Origin of the sequence: Streptomyces sp. NPDC021100 (genome assembly GCF_044333095.1) — a bacterium.
In the GTDB taxonomy this organism is placed as follows: domain Bacteria; phylum Actinomycetota; class Actinomycetes; order Streptomycetales; family Streptomycetaceae; genus Streptomyces.
Map to the genome: position 1 here is coordinate 441391 of NZ_JBIRQH010000002.1, position 13606 is coordinate 454996.

Genomic DNA, 13606 nt, shown 5'->3' on the forward strand with positions numbered 1-13606 from the left:
CGCCGCAGCCTACGCGGTACGGCCGGCCCGCCCGCGTGCTCGCCGGCCGTCTAGGACGCGGGGGCCGCGGTGGCGGGGGCGGCGGCGGGTGCGCCGAGTGCCGACAGCAGGACGCCGAGGAGCTGCTGGAGGTCGCCGAGGATCTTGGTCACGTCGGCGGCGAGGCCGAGGACGTTGGCCGCGGCCAGGTCCACCAGGGCCTGGTTGACATCCTTGATGAGCTGGTCCACCACTTTCTGGATGTCCGCGGCGAGGTCCCGCTGGGCGGTTCCCGGCTGACCCGGCTGGGGCTGTGGGACATGCGCCTTGACGGAGGCGCGCAGCCGCGCGGCCTGCTCCGTGAGCTGCCGCTGCATCTCCCGCAGCTTGGCGAGGTCCGGCTTGGCCGCCTGGAGCTCCTTGCCGATCCGGGCGCCCAGCGAGAGGACGTCGCCCAGGCTTCCGACCGTGGTCAGCCGGTCGGCGGTGTCCGAGGCGGGCACCGTTTCCGCCCTCTCCGCCGTATCCACCGTCTCCGCCGCCGGGCGCTCCGGCGCCGGGTCCGCCGCGAGGGCCGGCCCGGCGACGGCCAGGACCAGCGAGCAGCAGGCCGCTAGGGCGATGGTGGTCGTTCTGCTGATGCGCATGCGGGCAACTCCCTCCAGGAACGTCCCTCATGGGGACGAGGCCCACGGTGTGCCGCGGCGCGGGGCCCCGCAACCGCTCGCCGGGACGGGGCGGGGCGCTTCCGCTGCGGCCCGCACCCGCTCTGACCTGCTCTCTTGACGCGGTCGGCCATTCTTGCCGGGGCCGGCGGGGCGTTCGGCCGGGAGGGTGCCCCGGTCCCGCCCCTTCCCGTTTCCTCCAGGGCTGCGCCCCGGACCCCCTTGTCGCGGCTCCGCGGGCGCGGGGGCTGGCCCCCGCAAGAAACGGGAAGGGGCGGGACCGGGGCACCCTCCCCGCCGGGGCACAATGCATCACGTGCCCCGAAACACCATCACCCCCACCACCCCCTGCCCCTGCGGCCTCCCCGCCGCCTACGGCGACTGCTGCGGCGCCTTCCACGAAGGCGCGAAGCAAGCCCCCACCGCCGAACGCCTCATGCGCTCCCGCTACAGCGCCTTCGTCGTGGGCGACGCCGCGTACCTCCTCCGCACCTGGCACTCCGCCACCCGCCCGCCGTCCCTCGACCTCGACCCGAAGGTCCGCTGGACGGGCCTGGAGATCCTGGCGACCTCGGCGGGCACCGCGTTCCACCAGGAGGGCACGGTGGAGTTCCGCGCCCACTGCGTGGTGCGGGGACAGGAGGACGCGCAGCACGAGCTGAGCCGCTTCGTCCGGGAGAACGGCGCCTGGGTCTACGTGGACGCCGCCTGAAGACGCTCCGGCTCCCAGTCGGTCTCGTAGAACCTCACCCGCTCGTCTTCCCCCGCGAGCCGCATCCCCGCCGCCGTCATGACGCGGTGGGACGGGACGTTGTCGTGGTCGGCGTCGCCCTTCACCCGCCGGACGCCCCGCGTCCGCGCCGACGCCAGGGCGGCGCGGAGCGCTTCGGAGGCGTACCCCTTCCCGCGCTCGGCGGGCAGCAGCCCGTAGCCGACGGTCACGGCCCCGTCCTCGTCGGCGGGCCCGTGGAAGTCCAGCCCGCCGACCACGCGCCCGTCCTCCCGGCGCCGTATCTCGTAGGCTCCCGGATGCCGCCCGGGCCCCTCCCGTTCCGCCGTCAGGAACCGCCGCGCGGCCTTCACGTCGTCGTCCTCCGGATACCCGGGTACCCAGTGCGGCAGCAGCTCCGGGTCCTCGGCGGCGATGTTCTCCGCCTCGGCGACGGTGAGGCGGTGCAGGATGAGCCGGGCTGTCACAAGGTCGTCCATGGCCCGACGGCTATCACCCGCCGACACGGGCCCGCATCGGTTTTTCGCCGTCCCCGCACCGGGACGTCGTCCCTCCGGGCGGCTCTCACCTGAAGGAGACGGGCCGGCGCCGCCGATGAGGCGCCGGCCCGAATGAGACATCAGGTGTCAGACGTCAGCGCACGCGGCCGTACCAGACGCTGTTGGACCAGATCTTCTCCAGGCGGACCTTCTTGCCGGTGCCGGGAGCGTGCCAGATCTTGTTTCCACCCGCGTAGATGCCCACGTGGTAGACGTTGCTGCCGGAGTGGAAGAACACCAGGTCGCCGACGGAGCGGGAGCCGCGCGAGATGTGCCGCGTGGCGTTGTACTGGTCGGCGGCGACGCGGGGGAGCTTCTTGCCGGCCTTCTTGAACGAGTAGAGCGTCAGGCCCGAGCAGTCGAAGCGGTTGGGGCCGGTGGCGCCCCACTGGTACGGGGAGCCGCTCTTGGACGCCGCGACCTTGACGGCCTGGGAGCCCGGGGTGGCCGCCTGGGCGTCCCCGGCCATGCCGGGGAGCAGGACGGACGCCGCGACAGTGGCGGCGGTGAGGGCCGATGCGGTTCCGGCCCGGGAGATGAGCGCGGGTATGCGAGGCAGCGCAGACATGCCGAGTAAGCCCTTCGTCATCCGCCTGCGAAAGATGACCTGTCGGGTTCGGGCTGACAAAGTTGCCCGGCCACCATGTGGCTTCACCCCTAGGACCACCGCCATCGTGGTCCGTCGTGCCTGGGTCTCCCGCTCCTGCCGATCCGCGTGTATCCGGTCCGCACCCGGAGCGGCGGCAGGACTCGGCGTCCGCCCGGGTGGCCCGCCTCTGTGACGGGTTCTTGGTTGTTCGGTGCATGATCCTGCACCATCCACCGGCGAAATCCGGTGCCGAAACGGCCGTCTGTGAGGTTCTTCACGCCGGCCGGAAGGTTTCATTCCGGCGGCTTGACCCCTTCTCAGCAGGGACGACGCCAGGAATTGAGACCGAGTTTCTTCTGCATGGAACTGAGCCCCAGATCCTTGGTCCGACCGCAGAACTCCCCCGGATCCAGCTTGTATTCGACGTGGAACACCGCCTTGCCGCGCTTCACGAAGGGCGACAGTTTGTCGCATTCGCGGAACTCGGCGCACTGTTCGTTCACGGCGAAGTCGAAGTCGCCGACGAGGTCCGGGATCTGGTCGAGGTCGTTCTTGAGACCGACGGACATTCCGCGGTCATGGGCGAGCCGTGCGATCAGGCGGTTGAACGCCAATTGGTGGGCGGCGGTGAGGGGGAAGCCCGTCTCGTTCCGGAACCCCTCGGTCAGGTCCGGTTCGACGGCGTCGAAGCCCTTCTTCCGGCACATGTCGAAACGTTCCGCCATGATCGGTTCGAGGACGTCGAGCCGCCGGATGTCCAGCCACTTCTCGCCCTTCCAGCCGTCGTTGTCCGCGCCGAGCACCGCCTCCGGGAACTTCTTCGCGTCGGGCCGCCAGTCCTCGTACGCGCCCACGTTGACGTAGCAGACGACCTTGCGGCCGTCGGCGTGCAGCCGTTCCACGGTCGCCGCGTCGTTCTCGAAGCCGTCGATGTCGTAGACGGGGACGTCCACCGAGGTGTCGACCTTCCCGTCGAGCTGCCACTGCCAGCGGGTGCCGGGGCGCGGCTGCCAGCGCGCCGCCCGGTCGGCGGGCTTCCCCGACGACGGGGCGGCGGATTCCGGTGTGGACGGGCCGGCGGACGGGGTGTCCCGGGACGGCGCCGGGCTCGTGCCGCGCCGGGGTTTCCCGGGCGCCGTGTCCCGGTGGCCGGGCCGGGGTTGCGCCGACGCGCTGGGCCTGCCGTCCCGCTCGGGCCCGTCGGCCTGGTCCTCGTCCTCCGAGCCCGACCCCGAGCAGCCGGCGGCGACGAGCAGGGCCGCGGCCGTCAACGCCCCGGCGCCCAGGGCCCGGCGGGCCCCGCGGCGCCGGGGGCCGCCCGGTTCCGGGCGTGCGGCTCCCAGACGGGTGGATGTCAGACGTGCGGATTTCAGGCGCTCGTCGGTGGTGCGGTCTGCCATGGGTTCTCTCCTGTTCCCGGCACCGCGCAGTGCACTCCCGCGCCGCGCAGTCCGGCCGTGCGGGACACATGACCGGCCCGCTCCTGGGGCACACCGTAGACCAAGTGGCAGAAGAGCGAGGGGAGATGGCCCTTGGTCCAGTCCGGGACCCCGGCCGTCCGGTACGCCTCCCAGTCGCCCTCGAAGGTCACGAGCAGATCGGCGATCCGCGCGTACCCGGGGTCCGGGTGCGTCCCGTGGTTGAACACGACCGTACGTCCCCCCAACGCCCGCGCGCACGCGGCGAGTCGGCGGTAACGGGCGAGGAACTCGGGGGCCGTGGGCACCTGGTCGAGGAATACCCCGTCGACGCCGTACCAGCCGCGGTGCCTGCGGACGTCCGCCAGTACCGCGCGCGGCGGCCGGCGCCCGTAGCCGGTGTCCACGTACCCCAGCACCGGGACCCCCGCGTCCCGGAGCCGGCCGGCGGCGGTGCGGAAGGCCGGGTCGGGCCGGCGCCCCGGGCCGTCGGCGGCGTTGAGCACCACGCCGCGCAGCGCGGGGGCGGCCCGCAGCAGGGCCGCCCACGCGCCGGGGTCCACCGCCGGGTGGACGTACAGCGGTACGAGCAGCCGCCGGTCCCCGGGCGGCGCCGTCACCGTGGCGCCCGCGCCGGCCGGAGCCGGGCGTCGGCCCACAGGTCGGCGAGGGTGGTGTCGAACGCGTACTCCGGCCGCCAGCCGAGCGCCCGTTCGGCGGCCGTGACGTCGGCCTGCTGCCAGGGCAGCGCCGCCGAGCGCGGCGAGCCGTCGCCGGTCTCGTCGACGCGCCCCCGGAAGCCGGCGGCCCGCGCCAGCCCCTCGGCGACCTCCCGGGCCGTGTGCGCCGTCCCGCTGCCGATGTTGAGCACGCCGGTGACCGGCTCGGGGGCGGTGACGGCGAGCACGACCGCCCGGGCCACGTCCCGCGCGTCGACGAAGTCGCGGTGCGCGGAGAGGTCCCCGGTGCGGACGATCCCGTCGGGGCCGGCCTCCCGGATCCCCTCGGCGAGCCGGCCGGGCAGCGACGTGGGCGGCGAGCCGGGGCCCAGCGGGTTGAACACCCGCAGCACGAGCGCGTCCAGCCCCGAGCCGGTGACCGCCAGCGTGCCCGCCAGCTTGGCGGCGCCGTAGAGGCCCAGTGGGGCGGTGGGGGCGGACTCGGTGAGCGAACGGGCGCCGCCCCCCGCCCCGTACTCGGCGGCCGACCCGAGGTGCACCAGCCGGGCGGCGGGCGCGGCCAGCCGCAGCGCCTCGCACAGCACCGCCGGGCCGCGCGCGTTGACGGCGGTCAGGGCGGTGGCGCCGCCGCCGGTGACCCCTGCGCAGTTGACGACGGCGTCGGGGGCCGCGCCGCGCAGGGCGACGGCCAGGTCGGCGGGGTCGGCGCCGGCCAGGTCGCAGGGGAGGGCGGCGCCCGGCGACCGGCCGCCGTCGAGCACCCGCGCGCCGGGGAGGGCGCGCAGCCGCTCGGCGGCGTGCCGGCCCAGGAAGCCGGTCGCGCCCAGGACGAGGATCCGCATGCGGGTCGTTCACGCTCCTTTGATCAGCAGGTCGCGGCGGTGGGAGAACTCCGCGTTGGCCCGGTCGTAGTCGTCGGGGCGCCCGATGTCCAGCCAGTAGCCGTCGAACTCGTAGGCGTTCGGCGGTGTCCCGGCGGCGAGCAGGTCGAGGACCAGCTCGTCGAAGCCGAGCGGCAGGCCGGGCGTGTAGCGGGCCAGGGCGTCGCGGGTGACTCCGTAAACGCCCATCGAGACGCGGTAGTCGATGCTGGGCTTCTCGGAGAACCCGGTGACGCGGCCGGACTCGGTGGTCAGCACGCCGAAGTCGATGCTGACCTTGCGGGCGTAGGTGGCGATGGTGAGCGGGGCGCCGGAGGCGCGGTGGTCGCGCAGGACGTCGGCGAAGTCGAGGTCGGTGAGGACGTCGCCGTTCATCACCAGGAAGTGCTCGGGCAGCCGGTCCGCCATGGTGAGCAGCGGGCCCATGGTGCCCAGCGGGCTCTCCTCGGTGGTGTAGTCGACGCGCAGGCCCCACTGGGAACCGTCGCCGACGTAGGCGCGGATGATGTGCCCGAGGTGGCCGATGGCCAGGGTGCAGCTGGTGAAGCCGGCGCCGGCCAGCTGCCGCATCACGATCTCCAGGATGGCGTGCTGGTCGCCGATGGGGACGAGGGGCTTGGGCAGGGCGGTGGTGTAGGGGCGCAGCCGGATGCCCTTGCCTCCGGCCAGGATCACTGCGTGCATGGGTGCCGTTCCTCTCGGGTGAGGTGACTGGCGTACGGGGACGGACCGAACGGATCGAGCTCGCGGGCGTGGACCGGGGGAAGCGGTCGCACGGTGTGCGGTCGTGCGTGGCGCGGTCGTGCGTGGTGCGGTCACACGTTGTAGATGCCGGTCTTGTAGCGGGCCAGGTTGGCCGGGTCGCGGAAGAACTCCACGGTGGCGGCGAGGCCGTCCTCCAGGCTGTGCGCGGGCGCCCAGCCGGTGGCGGCCCGCAGCCGGGAGGCGTCGCAGACGAGGCGCATGACCTCGGAGGCGGCGGGCCGGACGCGGGCGGTGTCCTCGCGGACGTCGAGGTCGGTGCCCATGATCTTGCCGATCAGGCCGACCAGGTCGCCGACCGAGATCTCCTGTCCGGTACCGGAGTTGAAGGTACGGCCGACGACACGCTCGGCGGGCGCGGTGCCGACGGCGCGGAAGGCGGCCACCGTGTCCTTGACGAAGCTGAAGTCCCGGGTGGGACGCAGGTCGCCCAGGGTGATGGTCCGCTCCCCCGCCGCGACCTGCCCGATCACCGTGGGGATCACGGCACGCATGGACTGGCGCGGGCCGAAGGTGTTGAAGGGCCGCAGGGTGACGACGGGCAGCTCGAAGCTGGCGTGGTAGCTGTCGGCGAGCCGGTCGCCGCCCGCCTTCGAAGCGGCGTAGGGGGACTGGGTGTTGATCGGGTGGTCCTCGGTGATCGGCACGGTCTGCGCGGTGCCGTAGGTCTCGCTGGTGGAGGTATGGACCAGGCGGCCGATCTCCAAGTGACGGACGGCCTCCAGCACGTTGAGGGTGCCGGTGACGTTCGTCTCCACGTAGCTGTGCGGGGCGCGGTACGAGTACGGGATCGCGATCAGCGCGGCCAGGTGGTAGACGGTGTCCGCGCCCTTGACCAGGTCCTGGACGGAACCGGGGTCGCGGACGTCGCCGAGGACGATCTCGACGGAGTCGAGCACCTCGGCGGGCAGCACCTCCAGCCAGCCGTAGGACGAGAAGGAGTTGTACTGCACCATCGCCCGCACCCGGTGGCCGTCGGCGACGAGCGCCTCGACCAGGTGCGAGCCGATGAAGCCTTCGGCGCCGGTGACGGCGACGCGACCGGCCGCGGTCGCGGAGCCGGTTGTGGATGCGGTGGGGGACGGGGACTGCGGGGTCATGCGGAGTGCTCCTTCGGTGGGTTGCCGCGGTGGGTGGGGCGGGCGGGGTCGTGGTAGCGGGCGGACGTGGTTCGGGGACGTGCTCGGACGTGCGGGGGGACGAGGTGCGGTGGCACGGTGCGCGGTGGGCCGACGCGCGCTGCGGCGCTGTGCGGTCCTGTGGTACCCGGAACGGCCGGGCTCCGGGACCCGGGGCCCCAGGACCACCGGTACTCGGTGAAGCGGGGCGCGGTCGGCGGGCCGACGCGCGTCGGGCCGGTGCCCGTACCGCCCCGCCGGCCGGCGGGCGTTCCGGCGCCGGGCGCGCTCGGCCCATGGCCCCGGGCGCGCTCGGCCGGCGGAGCCGGGCCGCCCTCGCCGCCCCGGACCGGGCGTCTCCGCCCGGATGGCCTCAGCGGTGCGCCGTGACCCGTCCGAGCCGCCCGATCGCCGTGGCCGCCAGGGCGGCCGACGTACAGGCGCAGACGACGAGTTGGACGGCGGCCGGCGACGGGAGCCGGGCCGCCAGGGCGGCGGCCTCCGCCGCGCCGGCCGCGAGGCAGAGCAGGGCCGGGGCCCAGGCGATGCCGTACGCCTGGAGCAGCAGTCCGGTCCAGAGCACCGCGCCGAGGGCCAGCAGGGCCGACGTGCGCAGCGGCGTCGGTGGCGGGCCGCCGGGCCAGACGGCGTCGGCGGCGAGGACCAGCACCGCGAGGGCCGCGAGGTAGGCGGCGAGACACAGGCCGAGGACCCGGGCGACGCCGGCCGGCAGGCCGCGGAGCGTGGTGGCGCGGGCGAGGACTTTCAGGGCCCGGCTGCGGAACCGGTAGAGCAGCCATTCGGCGGCTCCCATGCTGAGGGTGAGGGCGATGACGGCGGGGCCCGCGGGGTCGGCGTGACTGCCGTGGCGCAGCACGTCCCCGAGCGCGGCGACGCCGGTGAGGACGCCGCAGCCGAGCCCGAAGAGCCCGTAGGGGGCGGAGGCGAGCGGGGGGAGGCCGGGCGGTGGCGTGCCCTCCTCCCGTACGGCGAGGACGTTCTGGTACGCCGCGGTGCCGGTGACCCCGGCCAGGGTGGCGAGCAGCAGGCCGAAGGCCAGGGCGCGGGGCGGTTCGGCGACGAGGACGGCCGCTCCCCCGGCGGCGACGGGCAACAGCGTGTACAGCAGGAGGCGTTCGCGGCCCAGGACGAGCAGGACGGTGGCGGCGCACAGGTAGAGCGCCTGACCGACGGCGAACGAGGCGGCTCCTGGGGGCCCGTGGAAGGCGAGGGCCGCCGCGGTGGCGAGGAGCGCGCCGAGCGGGGCGCCGGTGCGGAGGCAGCGGCCGGCTGCGGCCCGGCCGCCGGCGGCGAGCCGGAGGTAGGCGCGGTGGGCGAGGGCCTGATTCCACGCCCAGGCGGTCAGCGCGGCGGCGACCAGCCCGGCGGTGCCGTCGGGCAGCCCGCCGGCGCCCCGGCCGCCGGTGAGCAGCGGCGCCCCGAGCGCGTACCCGAAGCCGGGGAGGGTGAAGACGAGGGAGCGGAGCAGGACCAGGGCGGGCTTGACCTGCCAGGGGTCGGGGGCGGGCGGAGGTTCGGGGTGGGCGCGGGGGACGCGGGCGAACAGGTCGGCGGCCAGCTCGAAGGCGTCGCGCCGGCCGTAGCGTCCGGCGATCTGTTCGCTGGTCAGGCCGTCGGCCTCCAGGACGGCGGCGATCTCGTCGGGGTGGACGGCGGCGGCGCAGACGTCGTGCAGGTCGCGGGCGAGCTCGCCGATCGGGTCGGGGCCGTTCCCCGGCCGGGGCCGGGGGACGGCGGTGAGGTCGGGGACGGTCTCGGGGTCGGGCGGTACGAGCCGCAGCGGGCCGCTCATCGGACACCGCCGGCGGCCAGGGCCATGGCGGCCAGGGTGGGCTGCCCGAAGGGGACGGCCGGGGCGAAGAAGACCGAGCGCCGCCGGGAGGCGTCGAGGTCGTGGTAGATCTCGCGGAAGGCGTTGATGGTCTGCCGGAGGGTGAACTGCTCGATGACCCGCAGCCGTGCCGACTCCCCCATGCGCGCCCGCAGGTCGCGGTCGCCGAGCAGGGTGAGGGCGGCCTCGGCCATGCTCTCCGGGTCGCGCGGCGGGACGACGAGCCCGCTGTCGCCGACGGCCTCCCGTACGCCGCCCACGTCCGTCGAGACCGTGGCCCGGCCGCAGGACATGGCCTCGATGAGGGTGAACGGGAAGCCCTCGCTGATGCTGGAGAGCATCACGACGTTGCCGGCCGCGTAGGCGTCGCGGATGTCCTCGACGCGCCCCTCGAAGGTGACGGAGTCCCCCACCCCGAGTTCGGCCGCCAGCTTCTCGCAGGCGGTCCGGTAGCCCTCGCCGCCGCGCGGGGTGCCGCCGAAGAGCCGCAGCCGGGCGGCGGGGACGCGCTGTTTGACGAGGGCGAAGGCGCGGATGAGGGTGTCGAGGCCCTTGATGGGGTCGACGCGCCCGGCCCAGCTGAGGGTCGGCACCTCCGGTTCCGGCCCGGCGGGCGGGAACGCGGCGGGGTCCACGCCGTTGTAGACGGTCCGGATGCGGTCGGGCGGGGTGCCGCCGTGCTCCTCCCAGCGGCGGTTGTAGCGGTTGCCGGGGGTGACGAGGGCGGCGCACCGGTAGGACTCGACGGCGAGCTGCCGGAACAGGCCCAGCATCAGCGCCTTGACGGGCCAGCGGTAGGGCTCGGTACGGAATCCGAGGTAGCGCTCGCGCAGGTAGATGCCGTGCTCGGTGAGGAGGAAGGGGGTGCCGTGGCGGTGGTGGGCGATCAGGCCGGGGACGGCCGCGAGGCCGCCGCTGACGGCGTGCGTGATGCCGTCGGCGGGGACGTCGGCGGCCAGCGGGCGCAGCGCGTGTTCCAGCAGGTCGGTGGCGGTGAGGGCGTCGTGGAGGGTGGGCCGGGCGGCGGCGGTGGGCAGCGCGGGCCGGTTCCAGACGCGGACGAGGGCGCGGACGGCGTCCTCGCCCTGGAGGAGGGCCGGCAGGGTGCCGGCGGCGGCGTGGTCGGCGAGCCGGTGGAAGGCGGGGGCGAAGTCGTCCTCGTGCGCCGGGTCGAGGAGGGAGAGCAGGAAGCGCTCGTAGCCGGCGAGGAAGGTGCGCAGCGCCCGGCCGCGGGGTGCCCGCCCGGCGGGCGTGGTGCCCCACAGCGGGAGGGCGTCCACCCGCCGGACGTTGGCGGGGAGCTGCCAGGCGAGCCCTTCCCGCCCGGTGCCCGTGACGGCGATGATCCGGAAGGGGATGTCGGGCATGCCCTGCACCAGCTGGTCGCACCAGACGCTGACCCCGCCATGGCTGTGGGGGTAGGTCCCCTCGGTGAGCAGCGTCACCGAGGGGACGTCGGCCGCGGGTGCGGCAAGGGGTCCGTGCATGGGTATTCGGTTTCTCCGCGAGAGACGGTGTGGCGTGAGGAGGTGCGCACGGAGGTACGGCGGTGCTCAGCGCCGGGGGCCGTCACCGGTGCCGTACGGGACCCGGTGGCCGGCGCCCGGCGGTACGGGCAGGGCGGGGGCGGGCGCCTGGACGCGGGCGGCCTTGCCGGTGGCGTGCGGTGCGGCCGGGGCACCGGCGGCGGGCAGGGTGAAGACGGCCGCGCTCTGGCCGGCCGCCGGGGTGGCCCAGCCGGAGCGCTGCCCGGCGTAGGCGTCGCCGAACGGCGCCGACGTCCCGTTCTTCACCTGGGTGGTGCCGGTGGGCAGGGTGAGGGTGGCCTCGACCCCGGCGGGCGCGCTGACGGTGATCTGGCCGCCGATGCGGTAGGCGGTGACCTTGCCGGCGTCCACGGCGGCGGACCAGGCGGCGCGCTTGCGCATCTCGTTGCCGATGTCGCTCATGCGGAGGCTGACCAGCGGGGTGTTGTCGGCGAAGAGGGCGGCGTGGTCGGCGAGGACCTTCTCCAGGACCTGGTAGCCGATCCGCTCCTCGGCGAGGTTGGACTGGTGCATGAAGTGCGGGCGCGGGTCGTTGGAGAGGACGTGCCCGAGGGCGATCCGGGCCTCCAGGGGCGCGATGTAGGAGGCGAAGCCGGTCTTGGTGTCGAGCGGGGCCTTCAGGCAGGTGGTGACGGTGGAGTTCTCGCAGATGCCGCTGCCGCCGTCGGCCTTCTTCGTGTAGAGCCAGTTGTACTCGTCGGTCTGCTCGGCGGCCTTGCCCACGTTGTAGTAGACGTTCATCGGGTAGCGCGAGACGGTCAGCGCGGGGCCGGCCTGGCGCTGCTGCGGTTCCCGTGAGCTGTCGCTGGCCAGCCACTTGACGCCGGTGACGGTCAGGGCGGCGGCCAGGTTGGGGTTGTCGTCCTTCTGCTGCGGCAGGGTGCGCAGGCCGGAGTGCTCGCCGGTGACGAGCTCGTCGGGGTCGACCTTCAGTCCCCGTGCGGCGGCCCAGGCCAGGTTCTGGGCGATCTCCTGGGTGACCTTCTGGCCGTCGACCCAGCGGATGCGGCCGAGGAGGTCGGTGGAGCACTTCCAGGGGACGACGGCGGTGTTCTGCACGCAGCCGAGGAAGGCGTGGGTGTAGGTGTGGTTGAGCCAGCGGAAGGACTGCTGGTCGGCGACGAAGCGGTCGAGGAGGGGGTCGGGGGCGCCGTCGTGGGAGGACCGGTACTCCTCGCTGCCGACGCCGTTGAAGGCGAAGTCCAGCGGCAGGTTGTGGCTCTTCGACCACTCCTTGGCGTACGTGGCGTCGGCGGCCGTCATCCGGATCGGCGGGGCGTCGGGGGACGGGTTGCCGGGGCAGTCGACGTCGCCGGGGGTGCACTTGCGCTTGCTGTCCCAGCGGTCGTCGGAGGCGAACAGGTCGTCGACGTGGACGCCGAGGTAGTTCCGCGAGGCGCCGAGGTGGACGCCCTGGGTGAGCCATTCGACGATGCCGCGGGAGACCAGCCGGAACTGCGTCTGGTACTGGTTGGCGACGAAGGTGACGACGAGTTCGCTGCGGCCGTCGTGGGCGTACTGGCCGATCAGCGAGCCGCGCGAGGAGGTGCCGGGAATGGGCGCGTCGACGTAGGTGGTGAAGGTGGCGCCGTCGTCCTGCTTCTCCAGCGGGGTGGAGAGGTAGCCGTAACTCTCGTTGACGTCGGGAGCGTTGTCCTCGAAGGGGACGTTCTTCTTCAGGTAGCCGAAGGGTCCGCCGGCGCCCTCGGCGGTGACCGTCGCGGTCTTGCCGTCCAGGGGGCCGCTCCAGCCGTGCTCCTGGGCGGCGTTGAGGCCGACGGCGGGACGGGCGTAGGTGTAGGCGTCCACCTGGCGGACGCCGAATCGTTTCTCGTAACCGGCCAGGGCGGCCATCTCCGGCGAACCGTCGCCGAACGGGTTGTCGTTGGGCAGGACGACGCCCTGGAACTTGGCGCGCGGTCTGCCGTCCACGGTGTCGCTGAGGTAGGCCGCGTCGATCTTCGGCCGGCCGGCGTCCTTGAGGTCGACCTTGGTGTACGGCGTTCCCGCGGTGGCGAGTTCGGCGGCTATCGCCTCGACGGCGGGGCCGCCGTCGTCGACGAGCAGGACCCGCAGGTCGACGCGGGGCGCCGGATCGTCGGCGTGGGCGCCGGCGGCGGGCAGCGCCAGCGCCGTCAGTGTCGCGGCGGCCCAGGCCGCGAGCAGACGTGTGGTACGTGACATGGTGCAACTCCCCCCTGCTGGGACGGCGATGGTCGGCGGCGCCGTCCTCTTGGTGAAGATGTCCGCGCGGGGTGGCCGGGCCCCGGCGCGCACGGGTGGTCGAACCCCCGGCTGTTCGGTCGCGCTCGGCCGGCTCCCCACGCCGGCCGTACTGGTCTCCCCGGCGCCCTTGGTCGAGGGCGTGGGAGCGGGGGACCATCGGGAGGCTCAACCGCCCCTCGATCGCCCAGCCATATAGTGCGCCATGCCGGAACGCGGCGTATGTCGCACGGCGCAGGAGGCCACCGGCGTTTACCTGTGCCTGGCCGGAATCCGCCGTAGCGCGGCGGGCCCGGGACGGGACGGCCGCCTTCCGCTCGTCCGCCCGGCCCTCCGGGATGACCTGCCGCGACGCCGCGAAGCCCGCGTTCCGGACCCGCGTCCCCCGAACATCAGTCCACACCGTCGGCGAGGCTGCGTGTGCCGCGAGATCGGCCTGATGACAACTGTCGGAATTGCCGCATGTGTTCGGCCTCGCGCGGTACCGCACCGGAACCCGGCCGTCCGACACCGGAGGGGCGCCTGCGGCCGCCCGGATCCGCAGGGGCCGCTGCGGCCCTTGACGCCGGGATGGTTGTCATGGACATTACGCCTGCTTGGCATGGACCAACCCCACCGGAAGG

General features: G+C 74.2%; 12 protein-coding genes and 1 riboswitch. Of the genes, 1 reads left to right on the plus strand and 11 read right to left on the minus strand.

The features are described 5' to 3' along the window. Positions 1 to 50: 50 nt before the first annotated feature. Positions 51 to 626 (minus strand): hypothetical protein, encoded by a 576-nt coding sequence (locus ACH4PU_RS05625; protein WP_398266465.1) that lies wholly within the window; start codon positions 624 to 626, stop codon positions 51 to 53. A gap of 325 nt (positions 627 to 951) precedes the next feature. Between ACH4PU_RS05625 and ACH4PU_RS05630 the strand changes: the two genes are divergently transcribed. After that, entirely contained in the window at positions 952 to 1356 is a 405-nt protein-coding gene (locus ACH4PU_RS05630; protein WP_398266468.1) for a YchJ family protein, read from the plus strand. Here the strand turns inward: ACH4PU_RS05630 and ACH4PU_RS05635 are convergent. The 10 genes from ACH4PU_RS05635 to ACH4PU_RS05680 all read right to left on the minus strand — a co-directional run bounded on the left by ACH4PU_RS05635 (position 1338) and on the right by ACH4PU_RS05680 (position 12944). Beyond that, positions 1338 to 1853, minus strand: a complete 516-nt coding sequence (locus ACH4PU_RS05635) for a GNAT family N-acetyltransferase (RefSeq protein ID WP_398266471.1) — start codon at positions 1851 to 1853, stop codon at positions 1338 to 1340. The genes ACH4PU_RS05630 and ACH4PU_RS05635 overlap by 19 nt on opposite strands. A 154-nt stretch (positions 1854 to 2007) precedes the next feature. After that, complete coding sequence (locus ACH4PU_RS05640; protein WP_398266474.1) at positions 2008 to 2481, minus strand: C40 family peptidase; 474 nt, start codon at positions 2479 to 2481, stop codon at positions 2008 to 2010. Positions 2482 to 2487: 6 nt separating this feature from the next. Further along, a riboswitch (cyclic di-AMP (ydaO/yuaA leader) is annotated at positions 2488 to 2639 on the minus strand. 180 nt (positions 2640 to 2819) lie between these two features. After that, the gene (locus ACH4PU_RS05645; RefSeq protein WP_398266477.1) at positions 2820 to 3902 is read right to left on the minus strand and encodes an endo alpha-1,4 polygalactosaminidase; all 1083 of its coding nucleotides are present in this window, start codon (positions 3900 to 3902) and stop codon (positions 2820 to 2822) included. Beyond that, on the minus strand, positions 3872 to 4540 hold the full coding sequence (locus ACH4PU_RS05650; protein ID WP_398266480.1) for a spherulation-specific family 4 protein: 669 nt from the start codon (positions 4538 to 4540) through the stop codon (positions 3872 to 3874). Before ACH4PU_RS05650 ends, ACH4PU_RS05645 begins: the two co-directional genes overlap by 31 nt. After that, the gene (locus ACH4PU_RS05655) at positions 4537 to 5442 is read right to left on the minus strand and encodes an NAD-dependent epimerase/dehydratase family protein (protein ID WP_398266483.1); all 906 of its coding nucleotides are present in this window, start codon (positions 5440 to 5442) and stop codon (positions 4537 to 4539) included. The genes ACH4PU_RS05650 and ACH4PU_RS05655 overlap by 4 nt, the downstream gene beginning before the upstream one ends. A gap of 9 nt (positions 5443 to 5451) precedes the next feature. After that, positions 5452 to 6165, minus strand: a complete 714-nt coding sequence (locus ACH4PU_RS05660; RefSeq protein WP_185940993.1) for a sugar phosphate nucleotidyltransferase — start codon at positions 6163 to 6165, stop codon at positions 5452 to 5454. 131 nt (positions 6166 to 6296) lie between these two features. After that, positions 6297 to 7343: an SDR family NAD(P)-dependent oxidoreductase gene (locus tag ACH4PU_RS05665; RefSeq protein ID WP_398266486.1), complete on the minus strand. Its 1047-nt coding sequence runs from the start codon at positions 7341 to 7343 to the stop codon at positions 6297 to 6299. 391 nt (positions 7344 to 7734) lie between these two features. Further along, the gene (locus tag ACH4PU_RS05670; protein ID WP_398266489.1) at positions 7735 to 9174 is read right to left on the minus strand and encodes a hypothetical protein; all 1440 of its coding nucleotides are present in this window, start codon (positions 9172 to 9174) and stop codon (positions 7735 to 7737) included. Then, positions 9171 to 10700: a GT4 family glycosyltransferase PelF gene (gene pelF / locus ACH4PU_RS05675; protein ID WP_398266492.1), complete on the minus strand. Its 1530-nt coding sequence runs from the start codon at positions 10698 to 10700 to the stop codon at positions 9171 to 9173. The genes ACH4PU_RS05670 and pelF overlap by 4 nt, the downstream gene beginning before the upstream one ends. A gap of 66 nt (positions 10701 to 10766) precedes the next feature. Then, a complete protein-coding gene (locus ACH4PU_RS05680) occupies positions 10767 to 12944 on the minus strand; it encodes a hypothetical protein (RefSeq protein ID WP_398266495.1) in 2178 nt (725 codons plus the stop codon). Positions 12945 to 13606: the final 662 nt, after the last annotated feature.

Coding starts and splice junctions, on each gene's coding strand:
- ACH4PU_RS05680 (WP_398266495.1), bottom strand. CDS start 12,944: ATGTCACGTACCACACGTCTGCTCGCGGCCTGGGCCGCCGCGACACTG.
- pelF (WP_398266492.1), bottom strand. CDS start 10,700: ATGCACGGACCCCTTGCCGCACCCGCGGCCGACGTCCCCTCGGTGACG.
- ACH4PU_RS05655 (WP_398266483.1), bottom strand. CDS start 5,442: ATGCGGATCCTCGTCCTGGGCGCGACCGGCTTCCTGGGCCGGCACGCC.
- ACH4PU_RS05645 (WP_398266477.1), bottom strand. CDS start 3,902: ATGGCAGACCGCACCACCGACGAGCGCCTGAAATCCGCACGTCTGACA.
- ACH4PU_RS05665 (WP_398266486.1), bottom strand. CDS start 7,343: ATGACCCCGCAGTCCCCGTCCCCCACCGCATCCACAACCGGCTCCGCG.
- ACH4PU_RS05640 (WP_398266474.1), bottom strand. CDS start 2,481: ATGTCTGCGCTGCCTCGCATACCCGCGCTCATCTCCCGGGCCGGAACC.
- ACH4PU_RS05630 (WP_398266468.1), top strand. CDS start 952: ATGCATCACGTGCCCCGAAACACCATCACCCCCACCACCCCCTGCCCC.
- ACH4PU_RS05670 (WP_398266489.1), bottom strand. CDS start 9,174: ATGAGCGGCCCGCTGCGGCTCGTACCGCCCGACCCCGAGACCGTCCCC.
- ACH4PU_RS05660 (WP_185940993.1), bottom strand. CDS start 6,165: ATGCACGCAGTGATCCTGGCCGGAGGCAAGGGCATCCGGCTGCGCCCC.
- ACH4PU_RS05635 (WP_398266471.1), bottom strand. CDS start 1,853: ATGGACGACCTTGTGACAGCCCGGCTCATCCTGCACCGCCTCACCGTC.
- ACH4PU_RS05625 (WP_398266465.1), bottom strand. CDS start 626: ATGCGCATCAGCAGAACGACCACCATCGCCCTAGCGGCCTGCTGCTCG.